The sequence below is a fragment of the Pseudomonas sp. BMS12 genome (genome assembly GCF_001592875.1).
Classification (GTDB): Bacteria; Pseudomonadota; Gammaproteobacteria; order Pseudomonadales; family Pseudomonadaceae; genus Aquipseudomonas.
This window is the reverse complement of the sequence record NZ_LSOF01000006.1, coordinates 132,303-146,610: the sequence shown is the minus strand read 5'-3', so window position 1 is coordinate 146,610 and position 14,308 is coordinate 132,303. Positions and strand designations below refer to the sequence as shown.

Annotated in this window: 13 protein-coding genes; all 13 read left to right on the top strand. The window is 67.0% G+C overall.

Annotation, left to right across the window (positions count from 1 at the left end; all coding sequences use genetic code 11):
- Nucleotides 1-18 precede the first annotated feature (18 nt).
- Entirely contained in the window at nucleotides 19-1,206 is a 1,188-nt protein-coding gene (locus AYB31_RS21055; protein WP_082805226.1) for an eCIS core domain-containing protein, read from the top strand.
- A 104-nt stretch (nucleotides 1,207-1,310) separates the two neighbouring features.
- Nucleotides 1,311-2,504 (top strand): eCIS core domain-containing protein, encoded by a 1,194-nt coding sequence (locus AYB31_RS06720; protein ID WP_082805225.1) that lies wholly within the window; start codon nucleotides 1,311-1,313, stop codon nucleotides 2,502-2,504.
- A gap of 13 nt (nucleotides 2,505-2,517) precedes the next feature.
- On the top strand, nucleotides 2,518-2,889 hold the full coding sequence (locus AYB31_RS06715) for a hypothetical protein (RefSeq protein ID WP_068827040.1): 372 nt from the start codon (nucleotides 2,518-2,520) through the stop codon (nucleotides 2,887-2,889).
- Nucleotides 2,882-3,532: a YkgJ family cysteine cluster protein gene (locus tag AYB31_RS06710; RefSeq protein ID WP_068827038.1), complete on the top strand. Its 651-nt coding sequence runs from the start codon at nucleotides 2,882-2,884 to the stop codon at nucleotides 3,530-3,532. Before AYB31_RS06715 ends, AYB31_RS06710 begins: the two co-directional genes overlap by 8 nt.
- Complete coding sequence (locus AYB31_RS06705) at nucleotides 3,529-4,182, top strand: hypothetical protein (protein ID WP_068827036.1); 654 nt, start codon at nucleotides 3,529-3,531, stop codon at nucleotides 4,180-4,182. Before AYB31_RS06710 ends, AYB31_RS06705 begins: the two co-directional genes overlap by 4 nt.
- The gene (locus AYB31_RS06700) at nucleotides 4,179-4,538 is read left to right on the top strand and encodes a hypothetical protein (RefSeq protein WP_068827034.1); all 360 of its coding nucleotides are present in this window, start codon (nucleotides 4,179-4,181) and stop codon (nucleotides 4,536-4,538) included. Before AYB31_RS06705 ends, AYB31_RS06700 begins: the two co-directional genes overlap by 4 nt.
- Nucleotides 4,535-5,674: a hypothetical protein gene (locus AYB31_RS06695; RefSeq protein WP_068827032.1), complete on the top strand. Its 1,140-nt coding sequence runs from the start codon at nucleotides 4,535-4,537 to the stop codon at nucleotides 5,672-5,674. The genes AYB31_RS06700 and AYB31_RS06695 overlap by 4 nt, the downstream gene beginning before the upstream one ends.
- Nucleotides 5,671-6,183, top strand: coding sequence for a phage baseplate assembly protein V (locus AYB31_RS06690; protein ID WP_068827030.1), 513 nt, complete (start codon nucleotides 5,671-5,673; stop codon nucleotides 6,181-6,183). Before AYB31_RS06695 ends, AYB31_RS06690 begins: the two co-directional genes overlap by 4 nt.
- 1 nt (nucleotide 6,184) lies before the next feature.
- Nucleotides 6,185-6,505 (top strand): hypothetical protein, encoded by a 321-nt coding sequence (locus tag AYB31_RS06685; protein WP_068827028.1) that lies wholly within the window; start codon nucleotides 6,185-6,187, stop codon nucleotides 6,503-6,505.
- A gap of 3 nt (nucleotides 6,506-6,508) precedes the next feature.
- Complete coding sequence (locus AYB31_RS06680) at nucleotides 6,509-6,877, top strand: GPW/gp25 family protein (protein WP_068827026.1); 369 nt, start codon at nucleotides 6,509-6,511, stop codon at nucleotides 6,875-6,877.
- Entirely contained in the window at nucleotides 6,874-9,444 is a 2,571-nt protein-coding gene (locus tag AYB31_RS06675; RefSeq protein WP_068827024.1) for a putative baseplate assembly protein, read from the top strand. Before AYB31_RS06680 ends, AYB31_RS06675 begins: the two co-directional genes overlap by 4 nt.
- Nucleotides 9,444-12,227: a putative baseplate assembly protein gene (locus AYB31_RS06670; RefSeq protein WP_068827022.1), complete on the top strand. Its 2,784-nt coding sequence runs from the start codon at nucleotides 9,444-9,446 to the stop codon at nucleotides 12,225-12,227. The genes AYB31_RS06675 and AYB31_RS06670 overlap by 1 nt, the downstream gene beginning before the upstream one ends.
- The gene (locus AYB31_RS06665; protein WP_068827020.1) at nucleotides 12,224-14,302 is read left to right on the top strand and encodes a hypothetical protein; all 2,079 of its coding nucleotides are present in this window, start codon (nucleotides 12,224-12,226) and stop codon (nucleotides 14,300-14,302) included. The genes AYB31_RS06670 and AYB31_RS06665 overlap by 4 nt, the downstream gene beginning before the upstream one ends.
- Nucleotides 14,303-14,308: the final 6 nt, after the last annotated feature.

The window sequence follows — 14,308 nt, the reverse complement described above, 5'->3', positions numbered from 1 at the left end:
GATAGAGGACACGGCACGGTGAAGCAGCTCAGCACAGAAAGCAGTCCAGCAGTGGCAAGCGGCAAGACTGCCCGCACGGCCCAGGACAGTGCTGATCGTCGCTTTCCCGCCGAGGCGCTGATACAGGCCGCGAAAGAGTCAGCGAGCCCACTCCCCCCGCCACTGGTGCAGCGTCTCGGCGCTCATCTATCTCATGATTTCAGCCAGGTGCGGGTGCACAGCGGGCGCACCTCAATGGCTGCTGCGGAGCAACTTGGAGCTCGCGCCTACACCCTGGGACGGGACATCCACCTGGGTAGCGAGGCTGCCGCGCTTGCTTGCGACGAGCGCCTGCAGCTTTTGGCGCATGAGGCTATTCATACCGCGCAACAGGGCGGGGATGCAGTCGCCCCAGGCGAGCACCTGAGCGTCAGTCATCCGAGCGATCCTGCCGAGCATGAGGCCCATGAGCTGGCCGGTTTGATCCGCCACATGCCATCGCCATCCCTGGCGGTGCGCGATCAGGTTCTGCGCAGGGTTCAACATCGGGTGACGCCGCATGTGCAGCGCGATTTGAAGAATAGACACCAGCTTCCCTACGGCACGTTCAAAACAGCCCTCAGCACGGTGAGAGATCCAACGGGCAAGAGCGGAATGAGCGGCAGCATCAAGTTCATGGCCAGCGATACTGCGCCTGACTCGCAAAACATTCGTTTGTTGCAGGTAGTTCGAGTTGAAAACCTGGATACCGGCAAGGAGGAAGTATGGGCGGGAGCCGAAGAGCCCCGTAACGAGATAATGACCTCCGCTGACAGCGCTACGGGAGTGCAGGAAGGGTTCTTCGTCGACCATCTAGCCAAGATGGTCTCTCCTCGTACGGCAAAGACCGATGCGGCCGTATCCCCCTACTACCGAGACTATGTGCCGAATTTCAGCCAGGACGGTAGCAAGAAGGGCTCCGACGTCAATGAAGCCTCGCTCTGGGACTCCCCAAGATCAGCTGGAAAGCGCCGTTTCACCTTCGAAACGGCAGCCAAGGCAGCGGACAGCGGTTATGTCTACGCCACCCTGAACTGGGGCTTCACCGTCAATGACCCGACCAAGGGCTCGGTAAGTGCAGAACACGCCATAGGAGAGCTCGAACCTTCCCCGACTTTCGGGGCGGCAGTTGCTGCATTCGATGAGTATTACAAGAACCCCGGCTCATCTGGCGCTCCAAGCGAATAGGGGGTGAGCCATGTCCATTGATCGTCGTAGGGCGGCAGTACTCGGGAGAAACCACCAGACGCCAGAAAGACCCCGTTGTTTCTCTCTATAGAGGAAGCAGAACAATGAAACAGACTCGACAAGAAAGTAGCCCTGTGGCGACCAGCCACACTGCTGCCACCACGGCTCCGGGCAGAACCAACAAACGCTCTCCGGGAGACGCTCTGACCCAGGCGGCGGATGAGTCCGCTACTGCACTACCGCAAGCACTGCTGCAGCGTCTGGGCGCGCACCTGAACCATGATTTCAGCCAGGTTCGTGTGCATAGCGGGCGCGCGTCCATGGCCGCAGCCGATCAACTGGGCGCGCGGGCTTACACCTTGGGCCGGGATATTCACCTGGGTAGCGAGGCCCTGGGGCTTCCTGCCCGTGAGCGCCAACATCTGTTGGCGCACGAGGCCATTCACACGGTGCAGCAGAGTGGGCGTGCAGTCAGGCCTGACGGGCATCTGCCCGTGAGCCGCCCGAGCGACCCTGCCGAACATGAGGCCCATAAGCTGGCCGACCTGCTGGATCACACGCCCTCGCCGTCGCTGGCGGCTCGTGACCAGGTGCTGCGCAGCGTGCAGCGCAACGTGGCGCCCCATGTGCAGCGCGATTTGAAGAAGGAATACAAATCCACCGACGGCACTTTCAAGACCGACCTCAAGACCGAGAGCCATGCCGGGGCCAAGAACGGCATGAGCGGCACGATCAAGTTCACGGCCAGCGACACCGCGCCGGACTCGAAAAACATTCGTTTGCTGCAGGTCGTCAGGCTCGAAGATCTGAGTACAGGGAAAGACTATGTGTGGTCTGGCGCAGAGGCTGACCGCAACAAGGTTCAGACCACCGCCGATAGCAGCTCTGGTGTCGAGGCCGGATTCTTTGTTGACCACTCAGCGGCCGCAGCGTCACCACGTACGGCCAAGGCAGACGCGGCCGTATCGCCCTATTACCGGGACTACTGGCCGAATGCGAGTAGCAGCCAGGACGGGAGCAAGGCAGGTAAAACCGTCACAGAAGCATCGCTTTGGGACTATCCAGGCTGGAGCCAGAAATGTCGCTTCAGTTTTGAAACGGCCGCAAAGGCTGCCGACACCGGCTACATCTACGCCACCCTGACCTGGGGCTTCACCATCAGCGATCCAGCCAAAGGAAAGGTGACGGCCGAGCACGCAGCGGCGCACTACGCACAGTCAGCGACCTTCAATGCCGCGCTGACGGCATTCAACGAGTTCTACAAGAATCCTGGCGCTTCTACCGCGCCAACCAAGTAGGAGCAGGCGCCCAATGTCTGCCGATGTCCGTCTGGCCGAACTGCTCGCCGCGCTCGATAACGCGCCGGATGAGCTGCATGGCGATATCACGCCAGCCGTCTTGGCGCTGGCCGAGCTGGGTTGGGTGGCTGCCCCTGCCCTGCTCGACCTCATGCTGGCCGACGCGGCGGATACGCGCCTGCACGCGCAGCGCGCCTTCGAGGGCATTGTCATGCGCGACTTCGGTTTCGTCCGGGGTCGCGGCTTTGCCTGCAGTGACGATGAAAACCGTTTCCGCGAACTTTGGGCTACTCACGGTGGTTACGCCTACGACGCCAGTGAGGCCCGTCGAAGCCTGGCAGTCGAAACCTGGCGGGGCTGGCTCAAGGAGCAGGGTCATGACTGAACGCAAACGTATCAACCCGGTTGCGGAACTCAATAACCAGCTCGAACGAGGCACGTTGTTCGCTCATACCGCCCTGGGCGAGAACGCCCTTCGTCTGAACCAGTTGCAGGCAGTCGTGCACGGTTTGGCCGACCTGCTGATTGCCAAGGGCGTTATCGACAGCACTGAGCTGGGCCATGCCATGCAGCGGGTGGATGAAGAACTGCGCCAGCGTGGCGAGCAGTTGGGCCCAGGCACTTTGATCCGCGTCGAAACCATCGAGGACCAGCCGCCAACGGCCATGGTCGACTGCGAAAGCCGCCTGCCGATCTGCAAAGCCGTGTGCTGTCGCCTCAATTTCGCCCTCAGCGTCGCGGAAATAGAAGAAGGCCACGCGCGCTGGGACTTGGGCCAGCCCTACCACATTCGCAAGCAACCCGATGGCTGCTGTGTCCACCAGACGGGTAAGGGCTGCGCCATCTACGACCACCGTCCCGGCGTCTGTCGGCGCTACAGCTGCGCCAAGGACCCGCGCATCTGGATCGACTTCGAGGGCCGCGTTCTCAATCACGAGTGGATAGCGGCAAATCTCGGTAAGGCCTCGCGACCGCACGCCACTGCCGTACTCATGCACCGCATAGACCCGCAGGGAGAGCCATCATGAGCCTGGATCGCTCCCCCCGCCTGATCAAAGCCGGCCTGGTGATGATCGATCCGCAGTCGGCCCAGGTACGCCGGGTGATCGCCCTGCAGTACAACCCGGAAAAGCTCACCCGCAGCCTGCAGGTACAGGGTGCCGACGAGGGCTCCGAGCGTTCCGAGGCGTTGCGGCTCAAGGGGCCGGCGGTAGAGACCTTCCAGCTGGAGGCGGAGATCGATGCCGCCGACCAGCTGCAGTTTCCCGAACAGCATCAGGCCGTGGTCGAGGCAGGCATCGCCCCGCAGCTGGCCGTGCTGGAGTCGCTGGTCAACCCCACGGCGGCCGACCTGCTGGCCGGCAAGGCGCTGGCGGCGGCCGGCACCCTGGAGATCGCGCCGATGGAGTCGGCCCTGGTGCTGTTCGTGTGGGGCGCCAAGCGCATCGTGCCGGTACGGGTGACCAGTTTCTCGATTGCCGAGGAAGCCTTCGACCCGCAGCTCAACCCGATCAACGCCACCTGCACCCTGAGCCTGCGAGTGCTCTCGGTGGACGACCTCGGCTTCGATCACAAGGGCGGCGGGCTGTTCATGGCCTACCTGCAATCGCGGGAAAAACTGGCCAGCAGGGCCGCCACCTTCGGTTTCGATGCATTGGGTATTGGAGGTTTGCCATGACCGATCCGCTCAAGGCCTTCATGCAGGCCAACGCCCTCACCGCCCCGGCCTTCGCCCCGGACAGCCGCTACCACGGCCTGGACATCGCCCAGTGGACGCGCGCCGATGGCGAGGTATTGAGCTATGTGCACCGACGCTTCGTGCCGCCACCGGAGAACTTCGCCACCCTCGGCGAGCACCGGGTGGAGGCTGGCGACCGCATCGACAACCTGGCCGCTCGCCATCTGGGCGACCCGCAGCAGTACTGGCGCCTGTGCGACGGCAACGGTGCCCTGCGCCCGGCCGAGCTGACCGAAACGCCCGGCCGGACTCTGCGCATTACCCTGCCGGAAGGCGTGCCGGGGGCGGACTCATGAGCAATGCCGTGCACCTCAGCCTGCTAATCGGCCCGGTGATTCCATTGCCGGTGCCGGCCGTGCTGATCGACGCCCTGGAAGAAGTCACGGTGACCAGTGCCAGTGAAGGTGCCAGCGGCTTCCAGCTGCGCTTCAAGGTCAACAGCAAATCGGAACTCAACACCCTGTTCCTGATCGCTGTGGGCAACAACACCACGCTGGGCACACCGCCGTTGCGGGTGGTGCTGATCGTGACCCTGGGCGGGCGGCCGCAGCCGCTGTTCGATGGCGTGCTGACCAATGTCGAGGTTCAGGCCGGGCAGAACCGCCAGCCGGGCAGCATCACCATCACCGGCGAGGACCTGACCAAGGTGATGGACCTGATCGACTTCTCCGGGCTGCCCTACCCGGCCATGCCGGTCGAAGCACGTTTCGCACTGATCTGCGCTAAATATGCGGCGTTCGGCATCATTCCGCTGCCGATCCCCTCGTTCTTCCCCGATGTACCGATTCCCATCGAGCGCATCCCCGCCCAGCAGGGCACGGACCTGGCCTATGTCCGCCAGTTGGCCGAGGAAGTCGGCCATGTGTTCTATATCGAGCCGGGTGAGGTGCCGCTGACCAACATTGCCTACTTCGGCCCGGAGATCAAAGTCGGCCCGCCACAGCCGGCGCTGAACATCGACATGGATGCGCACACCAACGTCGAGTCGCTGAACTTCAGCTTCGACCCGACCAAGGGGGTGCTGCCCATCGTGTTCATCCAGAACCAGATGACTCGCGTGCCCATCCCCATTCCGATCCCCAACCTCAACCCGCTGCAACCGCCGCTGGGCGTGCTCTCCACGCCGCTGGCCAACCTCAAGATGATGAAGGACACGGCCAAGATGAGCCCCATGCAGGCCATCTGCGCCGGCCTGGCCGAGGCGAAGAAGTCTCAGGACTCGGTCAGCGCCAGTGGCAGCCTGGATGTGCTGCGTTATGGCCGCATCCTGCGTCCGCGGCGCCTGGTCGGCGTGCGCGGCGCCGGGGTCGCCTACGACGGCCTGTACTACGTCAGCAGCGTTACCAGCACCCTGGCCCGCGGCAAGTTCAGCCAGAGCTTCAACCTGACCCGCAACGGTTTGATCTCCATTACGCCAACGGTGCCCGCATGAGCCAGCAACGCTACTACGGCAAATATCGCGGCATGGTGCTGAACAACATCGACCCCATGCAGCAGGGCCGCCTGCAGGTGCAGGTGCCGGACGTGGCGGGCCTGGTGCCGGCCAGCTGGGCCATGCCCTGCGTGCCGATTGCCGGCATCCAGAACGGCATGGTGGCGCTGCCGATGATCGGCTCCGGCGTGTGGGTGGAGTTCGAGCAGGGCAACCCGGACCACCCGATCTGGGTCGGCTGCTTCTGGGGCAGCGCCGCGGAGATCCCCGCACTGGCTCTGGCCACCCCGCCGGGGTTGTCGGCCATCACCCTGCAAACTCCGCTGCAGAACGGCCTGACCATCTCCGACCTGCCCGGCCCCACCGGCGGCATCATGCTCAAGAGCGCCACCGGCGCGACCCTGATCGTCAATGACACCGGCATCTACATCCAGAACGGCAAGGGCGCCATGCTCACCCTGGTTGGGCCGACCGTCACCATCAACAACGGCGCGCTGACGGTGATCTGAGATGCCAGGACCATTACTTCATGTCGGCGCCAGCGTGCTCTGCGCCCACGGCGGTACTGCCACCCCCACGGTGCCCAACCCGCGGGTGCTGGTCAGTGGCCAGCCGACCGTGCTGATGAGCGGCCCCTACGTGATTGCCGGTTGCCCGTTCAATGTCTCCGGCAGCCCGGTGCCCTGCGTGACCGGGCAATGGGTGGTGGCGGCGACACGGGTGCTTTCCAACGGCCAACCGCTGGTGCTGATGGACAGCCAGGCGGTGTGCGCCCCCAACGGCACGCCGCTGCTGCCGGTAGCGGCACAGACACGGGTGATCGGGAGCTGAACCATGACCCAGCGACTGCACTTTCCCTACAGCTTCGATGGCCACGGCCGCAGTCGCGAAGCAGACGAAGCCAGCTGGATTCGCGGGCTGATCGAACAGGTGCTGTTCACCGCGCCCGGCGAACGGGTGATGCGCCCGGATTTCGGCAGCGGCCTGCGCGAACTGGTGTTCGCGCCGAACAGCCCGGAGCTGGCCGCCACCGTGCAGTTTCTCGTGCAGGGCGCCCTGCAACAGTGGCTGGCCGACTTGATCCAGGTCGAGTCGGTGGCCGTCAGCGCCGTCGAGGCGCGCCTGGCTGTGCAGGTGCAGTACCGCATCCTGCGTACCAACCAGCGGCGCGAGGACAGCTTCGTCCAGGGAGCGGCGGCATGATCTACCACTGTTGCGACCTGCATCGCCGGGCATTGGTCGATGCCCACCCCAGCCTCAATGGCATCGACTTCCTCGAGGTGCTCGACCTCGACGCGCCGCCCGGCAGTCCGCGCCAGCGCACGCTGCTGGTACGCCTGCTGAAGCCGGTGCCGGCGGGTCTGAGCCCGGACAACCTGCACATCGACGGTGGCGAGCGCATTCGCCAGATCGGCGTCGAATGGCTGGGCATCGCCAGCGCGCCACCGGCCCAGGCCAGCGCCGCCGAGCAGGCATTGCTGCTGGCCCTGACGCAGCCCGAGCATGTGCTGGTAGTGCGTACCGACAGCGAAGGTGACCACTCGACCTACCGGCTGCAGCTGCACCAGGCCGGCACGCTGGCAACGGCGCTGCCGAATTTTGATCCACGGCTGTCGGCGGTGGATTTCGCCTTCAAGGTCGAGTGCCCCAGCGACTTCGACTGCAAGCCACAGCACGACTGTCCGCAACCGGCACAGACCACGCCGGACATCAACTACCTGGCCCGCGACTACGCCAGCCTGCGTCGTCTGGTGATGGACCGCCTGGCTCGGCAGATGCCCGGCTGGCGCGACCGCAGCCCGGCGGACCTGGCCACCACCCTGGGCGAACTGATCGCCTACGTCGGTGATCTGCAGCACTACCAGCTCGACGCCGTCAGCACCGAGGCCTATCTGCACAGCGCGCGCAAGCGCAGCAGCCTGCGCCGTCATGCGTTGCTGGTGGACTACCAGCTGCACGAAGGCTGCAACGCCCGCGCCTGGCTGCACCTCGAGGTCAGCGGCGGGCCCTTCGCATTGCCCGCGGGGCTGCGCTTCTACACCAAGGTGCCCGGTGTGCCGGCGCGTATTCTCGCCGACTCGCCGGAGGAGCGCCTGGCGCTGCAGAGCCGCCCGCTGGTGTTCGAACCCATGCATGGCGTGGTTCTGCGTGCGGCGCACAACCGCCTGTTCTTCCACACCTGGAGCGACGCCCGCTGCTGCCTGCCCGTAGGCGCCACGGCGGCTACCCTGCGCGGTCATCTGCCGGATCTGGCGGCCGGCGACGTGTTGCTGCTGCAGGAGGTCATGGGCCCGCTCAGTGGCGAGCCGGCCGACGCCGACCCGGCGCGGCGCCATGCGGTGCGCCTGACCCAGGTGCGCGCCTTCGATGGCACGGACCCGCTGCTCGATCCGCTGGACGACAGCGAAATCACCGAGATCGCCTGGCACGCCGACGATGCCCTGCCCTTTGCCCTGTGCATCTCCAGCGAAGCCGACGAGGCCCACGGCAGCGCGCAGCTCGACGATGTCAGCATCGCCCTGGGCAACATGCTGCTGGTCGACCATGGCCGCAGCATCGCCGATGAGACGCTGGAGAGCGTACCGGCGCCTGCCTGGCAGTACCCCGCCAGCGGCGGCGCCTGCCAACGCCAGGCGCCGGAGCCGTTGCCACCACGCTACCGCCCGTTACTGGCTGAAGCACCGGTAACCCATCAGGGACGCGTGCAGCGGCGGGTGCTGGAAGGCGGCCTGCTGCGTCGCGAGTGGGTGCTGTTCGATCCTGCGGCTTCGGCCAGCGCAGCCCTGCGCTGGCGCAGCGCCGACGCGATTGCCGCGTTGCGCCTGGAAAGTGGCAGCAGTGGCAGCCCGCAACACTGGAGCGGCCAATGCAACCTGCTGGAGAGCAAGGCCGAGGACCGCCACTTCGTCCTCGAAACGGAGCACGACGGCAGTGCCCGCCTGCGCTTCGGCGACGACCACCACGGCCGACGGCCGGACAGTGGCACCGCCTTTCGCGCCTTCTACCGGGTCGGCAACGGCCCGGCCGGCAATGTCGGCGCCGGCAGCATTGCCCACGTGGTCAGCGCCGAGGCGCGCATCCTGGCGCTGGGCAATCCCCTGCCGGCGCGCGGCGGCGTCGCGCCAGAGAACGTCGCCGAGCTGCGTCGCGCCGCGCCCCAGGCCTTTCGCACCCAGGAACGTGCGGTAACCCCGGATGACTACGCGCAGGTCACCGAGCGTCTGGCCGGCGTGCAACGCGCCGCCGCCGGGCTGCGCTGGACAGGCAGCTGGCACACGGTGTTCGTAACTGTCGACCGCGACGCGGGCGAACCGGTCGATGTGCCCTTTGCCAGTCAAGTGGTCGAACACCTGGATCGCTACCGCATGGCCGGCCACGACCTGCGGGTCAACGAGCCGCTGTACGTGTCGCTGGAGCTCGACCTGCTGGTGTGCGTCAAGGCCGGCTATTTTCGCAGCGACGTGCGCCGCGGCCTGCTCGACGTGCTGAGCAATCGCCGTCACGCCTTTGGCCGCCTGGGGTTGTTCCACCCGGACAACTTCAGCTTCGGCCAGACCTTCTACCTCAGCCCGCTGTACGCCGCAGCACGCACCGTGGCGGGCGTGGCGGCGGTGCAGGTGACGCGCTTCCAGCGCCAGGGTCAGGCCGATCCCAAGCCCCTGGCCGACGGTTTCATGCACCTCGGTCGCCTGGAAATCGCCCGCCTCGACAACGACCCCAACTTCCCCGAGCACGGCGTGCTGCGCCTCGCCCTGCATGGAGGCAAATGATGAGCGGCAAGACTGACTGCGACTGCTGCGCCGGCGTCGACGCGGACACCCCTCTGCGCATCGCCAACCCGCCGGGGCTGGCAGCGATCGACTACCGCATCGGCCGCCACGCCGACTTTCTCGCCAGCCTGCAGGCGCGCCTGTCCAGCGCCGATTACCCGGCTCTGGCCGCGCTCAGCACCCGCGAGAGCAGCGACTTCACCCTGGCCCTGGGCGATGCCCTGGCCTGCTCCCTGGATGTGCTGAGTTTCTATACCGAGCGCTATGCCCAGGAGCATTACCTGCGCACCGCCACCGAGCAGCTGTCGGTCCGCCAGATGGCGCGCCTGATCGGCTATCGTCTGGCGCCCGGCGTGGCCGCCTCCACCCACCTGGCCTTCACCCTGCAGAGCACGCCCGGGCAGCCCAGCGTACCCATCGTCATACCAGCGGGCAGCAAGGTGCAGAGCGTGCCCGGCCAGGACGAGAAGGCGCAGACCTTCGAGACCCTGGCGCCGACCCCGGCGCGGGCCGAATGGAATGCCGTGCCGGCCCTGGCCAGTCGAGCCTGGCGCCCGCGCAAGGGCGACACCGAACTGTGGTTGGCCGGCGTGACCAGCCAGTTGCAACCCGGCGACGCCATCCTGATCGTCGGCGACGAGCGCCTCAGTGATCCCGGCAGCGAGCGTTGGGACGTGCGGGTGCTGGCCCAGGTCGAGGCGGACAACGACAACCAGCGCACGCGCCTGGCCTGGAGCCATCCGCTGGGCAGTGGTTTTCCCGCCATGAGCCCGAGCGGCAGCGGCGCCCGTTTGTTCGCGCTGCGCCAGCGCACCGCGCTGTTCGGCCACAACGCGCCCGATCCCAACCTGTTCGGCCCGGATAACCCGCAGATCGGCCATCAGATCGACAAGAGCACGACCAACAACTGGCGCTGGGCCAACTTCGCTCTCGACCCGGCGGCTATCGACCTGGACACCGACAATGCCAAGATCGTCGCCGGCAGCTGGTTCGCCCTGGTCTCCAACAACCCCGCTTACGGCAGCGCCGACCTGCCTGGCTATGTCGAGCTGTATCGTACCACCCGGGTGATCCATCGCACCCGCAGCGCCTTCGCCCTGTCCGGCAAGGTCACCCGCATCACGCCGGACAGCAGCGAGAACCTCACCAGCGCCACCTTCCCTTTGCGCCAGACCCTGGTGCTGGCCCAGAGCGAGGCGCTGGAAGTCATCGCCACCCCGTTGTTCCATCCGGCCCACGGCGACCTGCTGGAGCTCGATCGGCGCGTCGATGGCCTGCAACCGGGCCAGGCCCTGGCCCTTGGCGGCCGGCGCCAGCGCCTTGCCGTACGCGCCAGCGGGCTGGCCCTGCAGCTGACCGAAGGCGGCAGCGTAGCGCTGGAGCAGGACGACGAGCTGTTCATGCTGGCCCCGGCGGATCGCCTGTTCGGCAGCACACCTGTGGCCCTGGGCGCCGAGGAGTTTGCCGGGCTGCTCGGCAGCGCCTCGGTCACCCTGCGTCTGAGCCTGCTGGATCGTGATGGGCGCAGTGGCTGGCTACAGGCCAAGGCCAGCCAGATTCGCCTGGCGCCGGGGCACAAGGACGACCCGCTGGTGCGCCAGATCGCCTTTATCGGCGACACCGAGGATGCACTCAGCCACGACCGCGACCACAGCACGCTCAAATTGCAGGCCGCGCTTGAGCATGTGTTCGAGCGCGCCAGCCTGCGCATCAACGCCAACGTCGCCGCGGCCAGCCACGGCGAGACGGTGGAGGCCATCCTCGGCGATGGCAACGCGGCGCAGGCCAACCAGCGCTTCGCCCTCAACCAGGCGCCGCTGACCTACCTCAGCGCCAACACGCCCAGCGGCCGGGTTTCATCCCTGGAGGTGCGGGTCAACGAGGTGCTGTGGAGCGAGGTGCCCACGCTGTACCAGAGCGCTGCCAACGCGCGGCGCTACGAAACCAGCCAGGACGAGGCCGGCTACACCAGCCTGCAATTCGGCGACGGCCACGAAGGCGCACGCCTGCCCAGTGGCCACAGCAACGTGCGGGTGCACTACCGCAAGGGCCTCGGCGCGGCGGGCAACCTGGCCGCCGGCCAGCTCACCACCCTGCTGTCGCGCCCGCTGGGCGTCAGCGAAGTGGTCAACCCGGTGGCCGCAACCGGCGGCGAGGATGGCGAGGCGCTGGAGCAGGCCCGAGACAATGCCCCCTTGACCGTGCTGACCCTCGATCGCGCCGTATCCATCGCCGACTACGCCAACTTCGCCCGTGCCTTCGCCGGCATCGACAAGGCCCACGCGTTATGGATTCCCAGCGGCCCAGCGCGGGGCGTGTTCCTCAGCCTGGCCGGCGCCAATGGCGCGCCGGTGAGCGAGGCGGACGCCACCTATGCCGCCCTGCGCAGCGCGCTGCTGACCTATGGCGACCCCCTGGTGCCGCTGCGCATGGCCAGCTATGGCGACGCCCGCTTCCGCTGCCGGCTGGCGGTCAAGGTGCTGGCCGAGTACGACGGCGAACGGGTGCTCGGCCTGGTTGAGAGTGCCCTGCGCGAACATTTCGGTTTTGCCCGCCGCGATTTCGGCCAGACCGTTTCGGTGGATGAACTGGCTGCGGTGGCCCACCGCGTTGCTGGCGTAGAGGCGGTGCAGGTCACCCGTCTGTATCGCCAGGGTCAGCCGGCGGGCCTGGTGCCACGCCTGTATGCCACGCTGCCGGTGGCGTCGCCCAGCGGCCTGCCACAGGCGGCGCAATTGCTGACCCTGAGCGCGGCCCCGGTCGAGCTGGAGGTGCTGCCATGAGCCTGGATGCGCAAGCGCTGTTCAATCTGCTGCCGGCCATCCAGCGTATCCGCGATGCCGAGCTGGCCGAGGCCCAAGGCCTGGCGCGCGGCCCGCTGGAGGAACTGGTGGCCTTGCTCGCCGAGCAGCTCGGCGTCGCCGAAGAAGGCCTGGAGCAGCTCTACGACGACCTGTTCATCGAAACCTGCGCCGACTGGGTGGTGCCTTACATCGGCGACCTGATCGGCTACCAGGGCCTGCACCAGGTGGTGCCACGGGTCGCCAGCCCGCGTGCCGAAGTGGCCCACACCATTGCCCTGCGTCGGCGCAAGGGCACCGCCAGCGTGCTGGAGCAACTGGCCCGCGACGTCACCGGATGGGACGCCCGCGCCGTGGAGTATTTCCAGCGCCTGTGCGCAACCCAGTACATGAACCACCCGCGCCCGCAGGCGATCCAGGCCGTCGACCTGCGCCAGAGCCAGGCGCTGGAATGGCTGGGCACGGCCTTCGAGACGGCCAACCGCAGCGTCGATGTACGGCGTATCGAGTCCGGCCGCGGGCGGCACAACATTGCCAACGTCGGCCTGCACCTGTGGCGCATCCAGGCCTACGCGCGCAGTCAGGCGCCGTGCCTGCGCGCCGGTGTGCGGCGCTACCGGGCCAGTCCGCTGGGCCATGATTTGGCGCTGTACAACAAACCGCGTGTGGAGGACGACATCGGCCACCTGGCCGAGCCGGACAACGTGCCCTGGCCGCTGTCGCGACGGCGCCTGGAGGCGCACCTGGCCCGTCACTACGGTGCCCGCGCCAATGCCGCGGCGCCGTTGGACAACCCGGCACCGAGCCTGCAGCTGTGGGTCGCTGGGACCCTGATCGAACGCGAGCAGATCTGCATCTGCAACCTGGCCGATGAAGGCGCCGGCTGGGCGCATACGCCGCCGGCCGATGGCTGCTACTCCATCGACCCATTGCTGGGGCGCATCGCCCTACCCGCCGATACGCCGGACCCGACCGAGGTGCAGCTGACCTGGCACGAGGGTTTTTCGGCCGATATCGGTGGCGGCGAGTACGAACGCGGCGCCGAGCTGCCCACTCCGCCGGCTGACCGCCTTCTGGTGCGGGTGCCGGACGAGCAGCCGAACATCGCCGCCGCACTCGCCGCGATCGCTGGCGATGGCGTGGTGGAGATCACCGACAACGGTTGCTACGAGGAAGCACTGGATATCCAGGTGGTGGCCGATGGCGCGGTGGAAATTCGCGCCAGCAACGGCCGCCGCCCGGTGCTGGTACTCAGCCAGCTGGACATTCGCGGCGCGGTGGACAGCGCCTGCCTGCTCAACGGCCTGCTGATCGCTGGCGCACCGCTGCGTGTAGCGGCCGGTGCCGGCAATGCCCTGGCCCACCTGGAACTGCGCCACTGCACCCTAGTGCCCGGTATCGAGCTGGATGCTGCCGGGCAACCGCAGCAACCCGGCGTGGCCAGCCTGCAACTGGATATCGCCGGCCTGCAGACGCTGATTGCCAGCTGCCTTGTCGGCGCCATCCGCGCCCACGAGCATGGCCAGGTCACCGCCAGCGACAGCCTGATCGACGCCTGTGCACGCGACGCCGTGGCCTTCGCCGCAAGCGACGGTGAATCGCCCGGCGCGGCGCTGACGCTGCAGGCCTGCACCCTGGTCGGCAAGCTGCACACCAGTGAGGTCGGACTGATCTCCAACAGCATTCTGTTCGCCGCCCTGGCCCCGGCCGACAGCTGGGCGGCCCCGGTGCGCGCACTACGCAAGCAGGTCGGTTGCGTGCGCTTCAGTTGGCTGCCATTCGAATCCATCGTGCCGCGCCGGCATCGCTGCCAGCCGGCTTCGGCGTCCTCGGCGCGGCATATCGCGCCGCGTTTCACGTCTTTGCGCTACGGCACCCCGGCCTATGGCCAGCTCGCCTCTGCCACGCCACCCGAAGTGTTGCAGGGCGCGGATGACGAAAGCGAGATGGGCGTTTTCCACCAGCTGTACGGCGCGCAGCGGCTCGGCAACCTGCGCATTCGCCTCGCGGAGTACCTGCGAGTGGGCTTGCACGCCGGCATCTTCCACGAATCCTGAGGGCGC